The organism is Streptomyces sp. NPDC001985, assembly GCF_040296845.1.
GTDB lineage: Bacteria > Actinomycetota > Actinomycetes > Streptomycetales > Streptomycetaceae > Streptomyces.
Genome location: NZ_JBEOYB010000035.1, coordinates 14,459 through 27,535, shown reverse-complemented (window position 1 = coordinate 27,535; position 13,077 = coordinate 14,459). Strand labels below are relative to the sequence as shown.

General features: G+C 69.1%; 18 protein-coding genes. 16 read left to right on the top strand and 2 right to left on the bottom strand.

Annotated features, from left to right (window positions below):
* The first annotated feature begins 11 nt into the window (after positions 1 to 11).
* The 5 genes from ABT122_RS17610 (at position 12) to ABT122_RS17590 (ending at position 2,770) form a co-directional block, all read left to right on the top strand.
* Positions 12 to 497: a WhiB family transcriptional regulator gene (locus ABT122_RS17610; RefSeq protein ID WP_351552285.1), complete on the top strand. Its 486-nt coding sequence runs from the start codon at positions 12 to 14 to the stop codon at positions 495 to 497.
* 32 nt (positions 498 to 529) lie between these two features.
* A complete protein-coding gene (locus ABT122_RS17605) occupies positions 530 to 820 on the top strand; it encodes a hypothetical protein (protein ID WP_351552282.1) in 291 nt (96 codons plus the stop codon).
* A 91-nt stretch (positions 821 to 911) separates the two neighbouring features.
* Entirely contained in the window at positions 912 to 1,439 is a 528-nt protein-coding gene (locus ABT122_RS17600) for a hypothetical protein (protein ID WP_351552279.1), read from the top strand.
* A 143-nt stretch (positions 1,440 to 1,582) separates the two neighbouring features.
* Positions 1,583 to 2,296, top strand: a complete 714-nt coding sequence (locus ABT122_RS17595; protein WP_351552276.1) for a hypothetical protein — start codon at positions 1,583 to 1,585, stop codon at positions 2,294 to 2,296.
* A gap of 63 nt (positions 2,297 to 2,359) precedes the next feature.
* Positions 2,360 to 2,770, top strand: coding sequence for a DeoR/GlpR family DNA-binding transcription regulator (locus ABT122_RS17590; protein WP_351552273.1), 411 nt, complete (start codon positions 2,360 to 2,362; stop codon positions 2,768 to 2,770).
* 269 nt (positions 2,771 to 3,039) lie between these two features.
* Here the strand turns inward: ABT122_RS17590 and ABT122_RS17585 are convergent, their stop codons facing one another.
* A complete protein-coding gene (locus tag ABT122_RS17585; RefSeq protein ID WP_351552270.1) occupies positions 3,040 to 3,168 on the bottom strand; it encodes a hypothetical protein in 129 nt (42 codons plus the stop codon).
* A gap of 274 nt (positions 3,169 to 3,442) precedes the next feature.
* Between ABT122_RS17585 and ABT122_RS17580 the strand changes: the two genes are divergently transcribed.
* Complete coding sequence (locus ABT122_RS17580) at positions 3,443 to 3,856, top strand: hypothetical protein (protein ID WP_351552267.1); 414 nt, start codon at positions 3,443 to 3,445, stop codon at positions 3,854 to 3,856.
* A 168-nt stretch (positions 3,857 to 4,024) separates the two neighbouring features.
* Here ABT122_RS17580 and ABT122_RS17575 read toward each other — a convergent pair whose 3' ends face one another.
* The gene (locus ABT122_RS17575; RefSeq protein WP_351552264.1) at positions 4,025 to 4,561 is read right to left on the bottom strand and encodes a PH domain-containing protein; all 537 of its coding nucleotides are present in this window, start codon (positions 4,559 to 4,561) and stop codon (positions 4,025 to 4,027) included.
* Positions 4,562 to 4,686: 125 nt separating this feature from the next.
* Between ABT122_RS17575 and ABT122_RS17570 the strand changes: the two genes are divergently transcribed.
* The 10 genes from ABT122_RS17570 to ABT122_RS17525 all read left to right on the top strand — a co-directional run bounded on the left by ABT122_RS17570 (position 4,687) and on the right by ABT122_RS17525 (position 13,064).
* Positions 4,687 to 5,190, top strand: a complete 504-nt coding sequence (locus ABT122_RS17570; protein ID WP_351552261.1) for a helix-turn-helix domain-containing protein — start codon at positions 4,687 to 4,689, stop codon at positions 5,188 to 5,190.
* The gene (locus ABT122_RS17565; protein WP_351552258.1) at positions 5,177 to 6,454 is read left to right on the top strand and encodes a PBSX family phage terminase large subunit; all 1,278 of its coding nucleotides are present in this window, start codon (positions 5,177 to 5,179) and stop codon (positions 6,452 to 6,454) included. The genes ABT122_RS17570 and ABT122_RS17565 overlap by 14 nt, the downstream gene beginning before the upstream one ends.
* On the top strand, positions 6,451 to 6,642 hold the full coding sequence (locus tag ABT122_RS17560; protein ID WP_351552255.1) for a hypothetical protein: 192 nt from the start codon (positions 6,451 to 6,453) through the stop codon (positions 6,640 to 6,642). Before ABT122_RS17565 ends, ABT122_RS17560 begins: the two co-directional genes overlap by 4 nt.
* The gene (locus tag ABT122_RS17555; protein WP_351552253.1) at positions 6,623 to 8,215 is read left to right on the top strand and encodes a capsid protein; all 1,593 of its coding nucleotides are present in this window, start codon (positions 6,623 to 6,625) and stop codon (positions 8,213 to 8,215) included. Before ABT122_RS17560 ends, ABT122_RS17555 begins: the two co-directional genes overlap by 20 nt.
* Positions 8,175 to 10,148 carry a phage minor capsid protein gene (locus ABT122_RS17550; protein ID WP_351552250.1) on the top strand — a complete coding sequence of 658 codons (1,974 nt, stop codon included), beginning with the start codon at positions 8,175 to 8,177 and terminating at the stop codon, positions 10,146 to 10,148. The genes ABT122_RS17555 and ABT122_RS17550 overlap by 41 nt, the downstream gene beginning before the upstream one ends.
* Positions 10,141 to 10,326 (top strand): hypothetical protein, encoded by a 186-nt coding sequence (locus ABT122_RS17545; RefSeq protein ID WP_351552248.1) that lies wholly within the window; start codon positions 10,141 to 10,143, stop codon positions 10,324 to 10,326. The genes ABT122_RS17550 and ABT122_RS17545 overlap by 8 nt, the downstream gene beginning before the upstream one ends.
* Positions 10,327 to 10,418: 92 nt before the next feature.
* Positions 10,419 to 11,045, top strand: coding sequence for a hypothetical protein (locus ABT122_RS17540; RefSeq protein ID WP_351552246.1), 627 nt, complete (start codon positions 10,419 to 10,421; stop codon positions 11,043 to 11,045).
* Between the two features lie 9 nt (positions 11,046 to 11,054).
* Entirely contained in the window at positions 11,055 to 12,260 is a 1,206-nt protein-coding gene (locus tag ABT122_RS17535; RefSeq protein WP_351552243.1) for an SU10 major capsid protein, read from the top strand.
* 2 nt (positions 12,261 to 12,262) lie between these two features.
* A complete protein-coding gene (locus ABT122_RS17530; RefSeq protein ID WP_351552241.1) occupies positions 12,263 to 12,571 on the top strand; it encodes a hypothetical protein in 309 nt (102 codons plus the stop codon).
* On the top strand, positions 12,555 to 13,064 hold the full coding sequence (locus ABT122_RS17525) for a hypothetical protein (RefSeq protein WP_351552238.1): 510 nt from the start codon (positions 12,555 to 12,557) through the stop codon (positions 13,062 to 13,064). The genes ABT122_RS17530 and ABT122_RS17525 overlap by 17 nt, the downstream gene beginning before the upstream one ends.
* Positions 13,065 to 13,077 lie beyond the last annotated feature (13 nt).

The window sequence follows — 13,077 nt, the reverse complement described above, 5'->3', positions numbered from 1 at the left end:
GAGGAGCCCCCATGCCCACCCCGCCCTGCACCACCACCCCCGAACTGTGGTGGACCACCACCCCCACCGCCCAGCAGCACGCCGCCGCCATCTGCCACACCTGCCCCCTCCAAGCCCCCTGCGCCCTCCTCGGAGCCGACGAAAGGTACGGCGTGTGGGGCGGCCGCACCCCCACCGAACGCATCGCCGCCCAACGCGGGCCCGGCTGGTGGATCGACCGCCACGGCCACATCCGGCGGCCCTGCGGCGACGGCCCCGCGTACATGGAGCACCTCAAGCACGGCGAGCGCTGCACCACCTGCACCCGCGCCCGGGAGGAGCAGACCGACGCCCGCCGCCGCCGGGTACTCGCCCAGGAACACGCACTCCCGGCCGGCGGGTCGATCCGCGGCTACGAGACCCACCGAGCCCTCGGAGAGCGGCCCTGTGCTGCCTGCCTCGCCCAGATAGCCGTCCGGTCCGCAGCCAGCCGGGCCCGCCAGCAAACAGCAGCTTGACCCGACACCCACCGCACCAAGGAGGAGACGCCATGAGCATCAGCACCCGCTACCGACTCGGCCGCGACGACGAGCCCGAGCGGCGGACATCCGGTTCCACCGGCCCCGAGCGCGAGACGCCCGGCCCGTGGTACATCGCCCTGCACGCCGAGATCGAGATCTCCGGCGTCCGGTACTCCCACTGCACCCCCATCTCTGCCGGCACGTGGGAGATCGCTGACGACGTCCAGCGCGAGGCGTTCCGCGGCCTCGCCCGCAGCCAGCTCGCCAGCCACCTGGCGACCGTGCTGCCCATCGTCGTCACCGAGGAGCCGACGCCGTGAGCGTCAGCTCGCTGCACCAGTCCCCGACTACCCGCGACGGCCGGCCGCGCCGCACCGGCTACATCCTCGACACCCCAAAGGAGACATCCTGATGCCCGTCGATGGCCCGGCCCGGCGTATGGCCGACACCCAGATCCGCACCGCAGCCGAGGAACTGGCCCGCGACGCCGAACGGCTGGCCGATGACGCCGCCGCCTACGCCCGGGCGGTCACCGCCGGCTCCGGCTCGGCCTCCCGCGGGGCGTCGTCGCTGGCACAGGGCGCCATCCAGGTGTACGCCCGGGCCGCCCAGCTCGACGCGCTCCGCGAAATGGCGCCGCTCGTCAGCCCGCACACGGCCCTGGCGCCGCATCCACATCATCCGACCACTACGGAGGTACCCGTGACCCACCCCCGCCGCTTCCATCTCCAGCGCCACACAGACATCACCGGAGCATCCGGCACTGGCCGAGTCGCCGACGGCGTGCTCTGGGCCGATGGCACCGTGTCGATCCGCTGGCTCGGAGATCGACCGTCCATCGTGTTCTGGCAGTCGCTGGATGACGCACTCGCCGTCCACGGACACGGAGGCCACACCGAGATCGTCTGGGACGATCCGCCGTCCGAGCACTCGCGGTGATCGGCTCGTCGCCTATCCCACGCGGTGCCCTGCACCGCTAGCCCGACACAGGACGAAGGGGCGCTCCCCCGTCCGCCACAGACCAGGAGCGCCCCTGCTCGGTGGGATCACCGTACCGGCCCATCCACACCCCGGAGCACTCGATGACTACCGCCGCCCAGCACCTCCGCACCATCGCCCGCACCTGGCCCGACCTCCACGAAGCCCTCGGCACCCCAGCGATCCACCATGGCTTCGGCCAAGGGCTCCGTGACTACCTCGCCCAGCTCGACGCACTCGACGCCGAGGAGATTGAGGCACAGCGACACCACGCCGCCGCCCTCCGCCAGCTCGAACGCTCACCGGACCAGATCGGCGTACGACCCGTCCCGATCAGACTCGCCGTCCACGACACCATGCGCCTCGTCACCGCTGCCTTGGTCGAATGCGCCGACCGTCTCGCTGCCGACATTCAGCGCTCCCCAATGACCGACGCCCCCCGCTCATGGCCGGCCGCCGACCGCGCGCGCCGCGACCAGCTGGCGGAGGAGGACCGCAACAACCCCCAGAGGTGGCGCTTCACCGGCAACCGAACCGCGATCGACGCCGCCCTCTGGCTCTGCGCCCGCGCCGACGGGATACCCGGCCCACAGCGGCCTCTCACCGACGCGGAGCACAAGCGCATCGCCATCACCGCCGCCGGAGCCGTCGAGAGGATCGAACGGGTCCTCGACACCGGCGCCCGGACCGCCGCGCTCGCACCGCCGTGCCCCGACTGCGGCGGTCGGCTCACTGCCCACGGAGGCGCCGGCGCCGCCCCGACCGCCCATTGCGGCGGCTGCGGGCGCACCTGGGCCAGCCCAGCCTCTGCCGCCTGAAACGACCGCGGCCCGTACAGCGACGCAACCGCTGCACGGGCCCAGCACACGGAAGTGAACTCCATGGCTACCCCGAACCGTACCCGCGACAGCCGCGAGAGCGTCGCGGCCCGTCGCGCCCGCGTCGCGGAACTCCTTCGCGACAACCTGGCCCAGACCGAGATCGCCCGACGGCTGGAGGTCTCCAAGGACACCATCTGGCGCGACGTGAAGGCGATCCTCCGCGACACGTCGCGCACCACCGAGACCTTCGCGGAGCGTCGCGCGCGACGTGTCGCGGAGGCGGAGGGGGCCATGCGCGACATCGCGGACGCCGTCGCGCAGGTGATCGCGGCCCGGCCATCCCACGCGATCGTCGCGGATCACATCGCGCATCAATGGGAAAGCGATCTCCGCGAGTACAGCGCGGCGCTTGTCGCGCTCGCGGAAGCCTTCACGGAGTGTTACCCGCAGGGAGGTCGCGAAAGACACTGAAAGGCGAAGGTAGCTGGGGGTAGCTGAGTTAGCTACAGTTGGTCTGAGTTCGCTGGAGTCTTTTGGAGTCTCCTGGAGTGTTCTGGACGCGTACAGGGCGATCCCCACGCCATTGGGAGCCGTTCCACCGTCTCCAGCACAAAGGACCCGCCCCCGGCTGCAACCGGAGACGGGCCCTCATGCAGTTCACGAGCCCGGTCGACCACAAGTAGACCGGGCTCGCTGCATGCGCAGCTGCCGGCCTCGACCGTCTCGTCCATGGGCACCCGCTATCGGGCGAACTGACCCATGGCAGTGATGATCGCCAAGATCAGACCCAGCAGAGCGATCACAACCTGCCACTTTTCAGGGCTGGTCCATCTCTTCTTGCCAGGCTTTTCCACCTCAGGAATCACCACGTGCTCCTCCCTTTCTCCACCGGTCCGACTGCCGGACCGGAGTCCGGGAACTCACCTTCTCCGTGGCAGAGTTCGAGGAGATTGAACGAAGCGACCCCAGCATAGCGAGTGGTTAGCGAGCTACAGCACTGATACCGAGGGCCAACTTTTCCCCGGAGGTAGCTTCCTGGCCCCTACGAACCAGCCCGCCTGTCACAGTCCGATCACACGCCTGCACCCCGCCAGCTCCTAAGGGACGATGCATGCTCACCGCATTCACGTCCTTGGGGGGACCATGCGCCGCACCACCATCACCGCTGCCGCCGCCGTACTGCTCCTTGCGCTCACCGGATGCTCGGCAGAGGACAGCGGAAGCGCCAAGGAAGCCACCACCAGCCCGCCCGTGGTGGAGGGGCCCAGCAAGGACGAGCGCTTCATCAACAGAGTCCACGATGCCGACTTCACCAGTTGGCCCACTTCGCCGCCGCTCGAAGAACTCACCGCCCTACCTGTGCAGTGGTGTTCTGAGCTGGATGCCGGCCACAGCGTGGAGTACCTCTTCGATGAGGCCGGCCTCTACCCGATCGGCGAAAAGTGGGGGACTGAGCTGTCAGAGGCGCATGAACTGCTGCTGATCGGGGTCGACGTCTACTGCCCCGCCCTGCGCGACCAGGTCACCGCTGAACTGCGTGAGTCCGGGGTCTACTGACAGGGGGACACCCCCTGCCAGTACATCCCGCTGCTTCGCTGTCCTGAGCTGGCCACCTCGGCCAGCGCGGGAGCACGGACCGAGGTCAGCACCGTTCGTGGTTGCGTTCCGGTCCCGCGTGCCCCATACTCGACCGCAGATCTGGCGTGCCTGGAAACAGAAGCTGCCTCAGATGCTGTTGAGAATCGCCGTACGACGGTCTTGATACTCCGCATCCGTGATCGCCCCCGCCACACGCAGCTGGTCCAACGTCGCCAGACGAGACGCCACATCCTGCTGAGGAACATGAGCCGGAGCAGCAGGAGGAGCAGCTGGGCCAGCCAGAGCGCCTGCCAGACGTGCCCGTAGCTGATCAGCCAACGCCTTTCCCTGATCGCGCGGAACTGACTTGATCTCCGCCTTGTTCCCCGAGGCAAACACCGTCAAGGTGCCGCCGAGCATTCCGCCCGTCCACTGCACGGACGAGATGTTCCCCAGCGGGAAGTCCTCCAGCGTCTGAGACATCACCCCATGCTTGAAGAAGAGCAACCGCAGGTTCGTGAGCGCGATGAGCCCGTTGCCCTTCGCATAGAGGCCCGTGGCCAGCATGTCCACAGTCTCCCCCTCCCACAGGATCTCGGGCAGGCGGGCGATCTCCCGCTTCGAACCCAGCGTGCTCGGCAGCTTCGACACCGCGGCGTCGATGTCCGGACGGCCGTAAGTCATATGCGTCCCTCCCCAGTTGATGCCCGGATCGTATCTACGGATCGGGCCGCCCACATACGAATGCCCGAGCCGACCTGGCACGGCCGCACCACACGTCGGCCTTCTCGCATATCTGGAGGTGACCCATGGGGGGACAGCACCCACCCGTCACCGAAGACGACCGCGACGCCGTACGCCGACTCCACGCCGAAGGGCTCGGCCGCAACGAAATCGCCCGCCAGATCGGCCGCGCCCAGCGCACCGTCTCCGTCATCGCCGCCGAACTCGGCCTCGACTTCGACCGGACCATGACCGCCGTCGCCACCCAGGCTCGCGTCATCGACGGCAAGGCGCGGCGCGCGGCGCTGGTCCAGCGGTCCTACGCCCGGGCCGAGAAGCTCTACGACCGGCTCGAAGCCGACGAGTCCGACGGCTACCAGTACACCGCGGTCACCAGCAAGGGCATCGAGACCCGGTGTCTGGACCACGTCCCCGGCATAGAGGAGCGTGCCATCGCGCAGGCCGCCGGCCAGTACCTCACCCATGCCGCGAAGCTCGAAGCGATCGACGCGGACTCCGGCTCTGGTGAAGTCGGGTCCCTGCTGACGAGCCTGTTCGACCGTCTGCGAGACCGTCATGGGGACAGTTGACGCCCAGCTCTCGGAAAAGCAGGAGCGGTCCATCGGCCAGTCCACGGCGTGGCTGAACGTCTGGGAGGGCTCGGTCCGCTCGGGGAAGACGATCGCATCGCTCCTGCGCTGGCTGATGTACGTCGAGACCGCGCCCGCCGGCGGCGAGCTGGTGGTGATCGGGAAGACCTTCGACACCGTGGCGCGGAACGTCTTCGGCCCCCTCACAGATCCGAGCCTGTTCGGCCCTGCCGCAAAGATGATCAAGTACACGCGAGGCGCATCCGTCGCCTGGATACTCGGCCGGCAGATCGAGGTCATCACCGCGAACGACGCCAAGGCCGAAGGGCGACTCCGCGGCCTCACCGGCGCTGGCGCATATGTCGACGAGCTGACCCTGATCCCCAAGGAGTTCTTCAAGCGGCTCGTGGACCGCATGTCCGTCACCGGCGCGCTGATCTTCGCCACCACGAATCCCGACAACCCCGGCCACTGGGCGAGGAAGGACTGGCTCAACCGCGCCTCCGAGCTGGGCATCCGCTCGTGGCACTTCACGCTGGATGACAACCCCGCCCTCTCAGCCGAGTACGTCGCCCGGATGAAGAAGGCGTTCACCGGGCTCTGGTACCGCCGATTCATCCTCGGCCAGTGGGTGATGAGCGAGGGCGCGATCTACGAGGCGTTCGACCCCGCTCACCACATCGTGGACGACGTGCCGCTGATCGGCCGCTGGCTGTGCGACGCGATCGACTACGGCACGGTCAACCCCTTCGCCGATCTGCTGATCGGTCTCGGCATTGACCAACGTCTCTACGTCACCAGCGAGTACCGGCACGACTCCCGCACGGCGCGGAAGCAGATGACGGACGCCGAGTACTCGGCCGCTCGGCGCCGCTGGCTCGCCGCAATGCCGCACCCGCGGACCAACGTGGTCGGAGTCCAGCCCGAATGGACGGTGGTCGACCCCAGCGCAGCGTCCTTCATCGAGCAACTGCACCGCGACGGTGTCCCCGGCGTCACCCCCGCCGACAACACCGTCCTCGACGGAATCCGGACCGTGGCAACCCTGTTCGGCGCGGACCGTTTGCGCGTGCACCGCAGCGCCGCCGGCCTCATCGATGAGTTGCCCGGCTACTCCTGGGACGACGAAGCCGCAGCAAAGGGCGGCGAAGACAAGCCGATCAAGCAGGACGACCACAGCGTGGACGCGCTCCGGTACGGCGTCCGTACGACCGAGGCTCTGTGGCGGCCCCACATCCCGACTCTCCTGGAGGTCGCCGCGTGATCACCCCGCCCCTCCGGCTGTCCGTCCGACTCCAGATCGGCGACACCCCGCCATGCGAGGCCGGCTGGATCGAACTCGACGGCGAGCCGCCGACAGGCACCGTCATCGCGGACTTCCTGCGGGGCGTCGCCGACGTCTACGAACAGGTCGACCAGGAGGAGGTGCCCGGTGCCGCTGCCGACGGCTGACACCCCCTGGCCCCCGATCGACTCCCGTGTCCAGACCGCCCTGGCTGACTGGGCCGCCTGGTACTCCGCCGACCCTGCCAAGCTGGAAGACCGCTACACGGACCGGTACGCCGACCGCCTCGACCTTCGCCCCCCGCACCCCCGGCCCGCCCAGTACGCGGGCGGGCTCCGCGGCAGATTGGCCCGTTGGTTCTGGGGACAACCGACCCCGCTCGGAGAGAAGCGATCCAAATTGCACGTCCCGCTGGCGGGGGACATCGCCCGCGCCAGCAGCGAACTCCTCTTCTCCGAGCCTCTCAGGCTCACCGGCGGCAACCAGGCGACCCAGGCCCGGCTGGATGCGCTCACGGATACCGGTCTCCACTCCACCCTCCTCGAAGGCGGCGAGGTGTGTGCCGCGCTCGGGGGCGCGTACCTGCGAGTTGTCTGGGACGAGGAGGTGTCCGACAGGCCGTGGATCGATGTCGTGGCCGGCGACCGGGCTGTCCCGGAGTTCCGGTACGGTCGTCTCTCAGCGGTGACGTTCTGGACTGTGCTTCCCTCCGAGGACATCAACGACCGTCGTATCTTCCGGCACCTGGAGTGCCATGAGAAGGGCCGGATCTTCCACGGCCTCTACGAGGGCGGTCTCACCACTCTCGGAGCCGCGCGACCGCTCGGCGACCACCCCGTCACCGCGCCCCTCGCCACCGAGGTCGACGCCGATGGCGGACTCGACACAGGAGCCCCCGATCATCTGACCGCCGCGTACGTGCCCAATGTCCGTCCGGCCCGTGGCTGGCGGCACGTTCCGGGCGCCGCGCACTGGGGACAGTCCGACCTCCAGGGCATCGAGGGCATCCTCGACGCACTTGACGAGACGTACTCCTCCTGGATGCGGGACATCCAGAACGGCAAGGGCCGCGTCGTGGTCGCTGATGCGCTTCTCCAGTCCGCCGGCCCGGGGCAGGGTGCCATGTGGGACGAGGAACGGCGCATCTTCACCGGACTGAACATGTTGCCGCGCGCCGGCGAGTCGGACCCGCTCACCGTGGTCCAGTTCGCTATCCGTGTCCAGGAGCACAAGGAGACCTGCGCTGCTCTGCGCGACGAGGCCGTACGGCTCGCCGGATACTCAGCCGCCACCTTCGGACAGCCCGACGGGACGGCGGTCACCGCGACGGAGATCCGTGCCAGGAACCGACGGAGCTTCACCACCGGCTCCCGCAAGGCTCTGTACTGGCGCCCCGAAACCAGCGGCATCCTCAGCGCGCTCCTCGCCGTGGAAACGGGCTTCCGGTTCGGTGTGGCCGGTCTCGACACCGCGCCACCGAGGGTCGAGTTCGGTGACTCCGTCACCGAGGGCCTGACCGAGCTGGCGACCACCGCCGAGCTGCTGCGCAGGGCCGAGGCCGCGTCCACGGAGACGCTCGTCCGGATGCAGCACCCGGACTGGGACGACAAGCAGGTGACGACGGAGAAGGACGCGATCCTCGCCGAGTCCGGCCGGTCGGTCTCCGACCCCATGTTGACCGGAGCGGAGGGGGACCTCGATGCCCGTGTCTCCGGAGATGGCGGAGGGCCTCGCCCGTGAAGTGAGGGACCTGTACGACGAAGCGGAGAACGCGCTGCTGGAGAAGCTGGCCGCCGCGCTCGCTGCCGATGTCGAGAGCCCGCGCTGGGCGGAGTTGAAGCTCGCCGCGGTCGGCAACCTCCGCACCTCGGTCGAGGAGATCGCGACCGCGCTTCAGCAGGACACCGACGGCGCTGTTCGGCGGGCGCTCGTGGAGGCGTACGGCCGGGGCCGGCAGGCCGCGGTTGCCGAGATGGGCGGCCTGGACATCGGGCGGGAACTGGCGGCTCAGGGAGAGCTGCCGAACGCACCGGCCGTGGACCGGCTCGCCGCGTCCCTGGCGGACGACACCAAGCCGCTCTTCCAGCGCATCACGCGATCGGTCGCAGATACCTACCGGTCGGTTGTAGCTCGTGCTTCCGCCTCCACGCTTCTCGGCGGCCTTACCCGCAGACAGGCGTCACAGCGGGCACTCGACCAGTTCGCGGCACGAGGCATCACTGGCTTCGTGGACAGGGCCGGCCGCAGCTGGGACATGGCTTCGTACGCGGAGATGGCGGTCCGGTCTGTGACGGCGCGGGCCGCGATCGAGGGCCACACCGACGCGCTCACCGAGATCGGCGTGGGGCTGGTCATCGTTTCGGACGCGCCGCTGGAGTGTCCGATCTGTGCCCGCTGGGAAGGCGAGGTCCTCAGCCTGAACGGCCCGCCCGGCCCGCAGACGATCCGCACGGAGCACGCGGTACAGCGCCGGGGGCTCCTCGGGGTGATCGCCCCGCGCACTGCCGTGGTGCACGTCGCGGGGAGCCTGGCCGAGGCCCGCGCGGCGGGGCTCTTCCATCCCAACTGCCGGCACTCCCTCGCTGCGTATCTCCCCGGTGCGACGACCCGGCCGCCGCATCACCCCACCCCGGGCACGACGTACGCGGACACGCAGCGACAGCGGGAGATCGAGCGCCACATCCGCCGCTGGAAGCGCCGAGCCGCCGCAGCGATGGACGAGCCGACCCGCACCGCCGCGACCGCGAAGATCCGCGCTTGGCAGAAGGCCGCGCGCGAGCACGTCGCAGCGCACGATGCGCTCCGGAGGAAGCCCGAGCGCGAGCAGATCCAGGACACCCAGCCCGTGCAGGCTGCTGACCGGCTGCCGAACACCCCGGACGAACCCACGCCGACCGGCCCGAGCGATCCGGACCCACCGCCCCAGGCCGTCGCACCGCAAGGCATCCTCACCGATGTCAACCCCGACACCATCATCGGCGCCGCCGCCAGCCGCGTCCTCGCCGCCATCGGGCGCGTGCACCGCGTCCCCGACTGGATGAGGTCAGTCCCGCTCCGAGAGGTACCGCCCAGGGAGAGAGAGACCGAGCAAGGTGTGTATCAAGGGCTGTACCGCGGCTCCCGGCTGGAGCTGAACCCCGACGGCTTCTACCTCCACATCACGGCCGCCCACGAAATCGGGCACTTCATGGACCATGCGCTCCTCGGCCGCCTGTTCAATCCCGACGGCCGGGGCCTGGCCACATCGACCCAGACCACTGACGGCTTCCTCGCCGGGTGGTGGCGTGCAGTCTCCCGGAGCCGTCTGACGAGATCGTTCGGCATGCTCAAGCGTGCGTTCAAGCACGGGTCGCCGATGGTTGACTACCGGAGGGCCGACGGGACCGTGTGGTCACTGACGATGGATCATCCTCATGTCGACTACCTCGCCACGGCCACCGAGATGTTCGGCCGGGCTTATGCTCAATGGATCGCTGTGAGGTCCGGTGACCCCGTGCTCCTGGCTGAACTGCTGCGCGCGCGGGACGAGGCTCTCGGCCGCGAGGTGGTCCACGCTCGTGGCGGTGTCCGCGGCTACCCCGGATACTGGTCGGACCGGGATTTCGTGCCGATCGCTGAAGCGTTGGATGACGTGTTCCGGCAGCTTGGACTCCTGGGAGGCCCCGATGGATGACGCGACCCTCGCGCGCCTCCTGGCGCTGGAGAACGCGACCGACGAGGAGATCGAAGCCTTCGGCGCGGAATCTCTCCGAGAACTGGAGGAGTCCCGCGCGCGAGGGGACGCTCCGACCCACAGCTATCGGCCGTCGCAGGTGGAGGGCCGCTACTTCGATCCCTCCGAACTCGACTGACTGCATCACCCCCGAGGCCCCGCCAGAGTGCGGGGCCTTTCTCATGCCCGGAAGCCGCACGGCCCCGGGCCGATCCCGGAACGGGAGACGCCATGTCCACACCCACCCCTGCCCCTCCGCCCGGCGAGCCCACCGAGGGTGGCAGCAGCACGGGCGGCGACGCGTCCGCCGGAACACCCGCCGTGCCCACGCCCGCGCCTCCGGCCGTCCCCGCAGACAGCGGTGACAGCACGGACTGGAAGGCCATGGCCCGTCAGTGGGAGAAGCGCGCCAAGGAGAACAGCACGGCCGCCGCCGAGCTGGAGAGGCACCGCAAGGCCGCGATGACCGAGCAGGAGCGTGCGGTCGCCGAGGCCGAGACGAAGGGCCGCACGGCCGCCGCCTCGGAGTACGGGACCAAGCTCGCGGCCGCCGAGTTCCGCGCGGCCGTCGCCGCTGCCGGGGTCGACCTCGGTGAAGCCGCCGATCTCATCGACACCAAGCAGTTCGTCGGCGACGACGGCGAAGTCGACACCAAGGCCATCAAGGCCGCCGTCACCAAGCTCACCAAGCTCGCGCCCCCGCGCGGAGCCGGCCGCTCGGGCGGGGACCTCAGCGGGGCCGGGGGCTCAGGCGATCAGCACGCGTCCCTCGACAAGAAGATCGCCGAGGCCACTGCCGCGAAGCAGTGGTCCCGCGTGATCTCCCTCAAGCGGCAGCGCGCCGCACAGACCACGTAAGGAGTCACCATGGCCGGGATTACCGGGATGGGCACCACATTCAACCTCCCCAACTACGTCGGGGAACTCTTCGCGATCACTCCCGAGGACACCCCGTTCCTCTCGGCCATCGGCGGCCTCACCGGTGGCGGTATGACCACGTCGCAGGAGTTCGAGTGGCAGACCTATGACCTGCGGGACCCGGGCCAGCGCACCAAAGTGGAGGGTGCTTCGGCGCCCACCGCCGAGGAGCGAGTCCGCGCGAACGTACGGAATGTCGTCCAGATCCACCAGGAGAAGGTCAGCGTCTCCTACACCAAGCAGGCGGCGATCGGGGCGCTGTCGACACCCAGCAGCGCGCCGTTCAGGGGCGTCGACGGGTCGAACCCCGTCAATTCCGAGCTGGACTGGCAGGTCGCACAAGCCCTGAAGTCCATGGCCCTGGACGTGAACTTCAGCTTTCTCAACGGCGAGTACGCCAACCCCACCACCAACGCGACCCCACGCAAGACCCGAGGACTGCTGGACGCCATCGTGACAAACCGAATCGCCAAGGGCGTCACGGTCACGGGCGCCACCAGCGCCACGGACACCATCACAGCGACCGCGCACGGCCTCATCGACGGCGATCGGATCGTCTTCCGGGACACTGGCGACACCACCACCGGGATCATCGCCGGGCGCGTCTACGTCGTGCGGGACTCGGCCACCAACACCTTCAAGGTCGCCACCACCGCCGGCGGGACCGCCATCACCCTGGGAACCGCCTCCGGACTCGCCTTCACGGAGCCGTGGACGACGGCGCTCACCACCGACCACGTCTCCGACCTGCTTCAGCTCGCCTACGACAACGGAGGCATCTCCGAGCAGGAGACGGCGACGCTGCTGTGCAACAGCGTGCAGAAGCGGCGGGTCACCAAGGCGTTCGCCTCAGCGTACGGACAGTTTCACGAGCAGAGCCGGACCGTCGGTGGCGTGAACGTCACCACGATCGTGACCGACTTCGGGACCCTGAACGTCATGCTCGACCGTCACATGCCTCAGGACACCCTGGGGGTGGTCTCCCTGGAGCAGTGCACCCCGGTCTTCCTCAACATCCCTGGCAAGGGGACCTTCTTCGAAGAGGATCTCGCCAAGACCGGTGCAGCCGACGAGAAGCAGCTGTACGGCGAGGTTGGCCTGAAGTACGGCAACGAGCGTGCTCACGCGGTGATGAACGGACTGGCGGTGGTGTGACCATGGCGATCTACGAACGCGGCTCCGGAGCCCATGTCGCCGAGCGGGTCCGCCCGGCTCCCGGCAGCAGGGAGGCGGAGCGGTATGCCGCTCTGGTCGCCGACCCCGCCTCGGGCTGGCACTGCGCCGAGTCCGAGCGGGAGCCGGAGCCCGAGGCGCTGGAGCGGCCGGCGAAGTCGGGGTCCAAGGCGGATTGGGTGGCCTTTGCTGTCCAGTCGGGCATGGGCGCCGAGGCCGCCGAGTCGATGACCCGCGACCAGCTCGCTGAGCTGCACATGGAGGGAGGCGGACCGGGTGCCAGTGACAACTGATCTCGGGATCTCGGCCAGCGTCTACCAGTCCAAGGCGCAGGATCTGACCGTGTCGGAGGACAAGCTCGCGTTCCGAAGGGCAGTGCACCTGGCCTCCGGGACCGGAGCGGGGAAGGCTGACCGCGTCTATCACGACCGGCGCTCGCTGGCCGCGTCCGCGTCGGAGGATCTCGACCTCGCTGGTGTCCTTCTCGATGCGTTCGGGACGATGATCACCTTCGTCCGGGTGAAGGGCATCTTCGTGGCGGCGGCCGACACCAACAGCAACAATGTGATCATCGGCAACGCGACCTCGAACGCCTGGAGCAGCCTCCTCGGTGCGACGGGCACCATCACCCTCCGGCCGGGCGCCAGTATCGGCGCAATGGCCGGGGTCGCTGACGCCACAGGCTACGCGGTGACGACGGGGACGGCGGACCTGCTGAAGATTGCCAACAGCGCGGCGGGCTCGTCCGTGTCCTACGACATCGTCATCGTCGGAGCGTCCGCGTAGGAGGTGGTCTGTC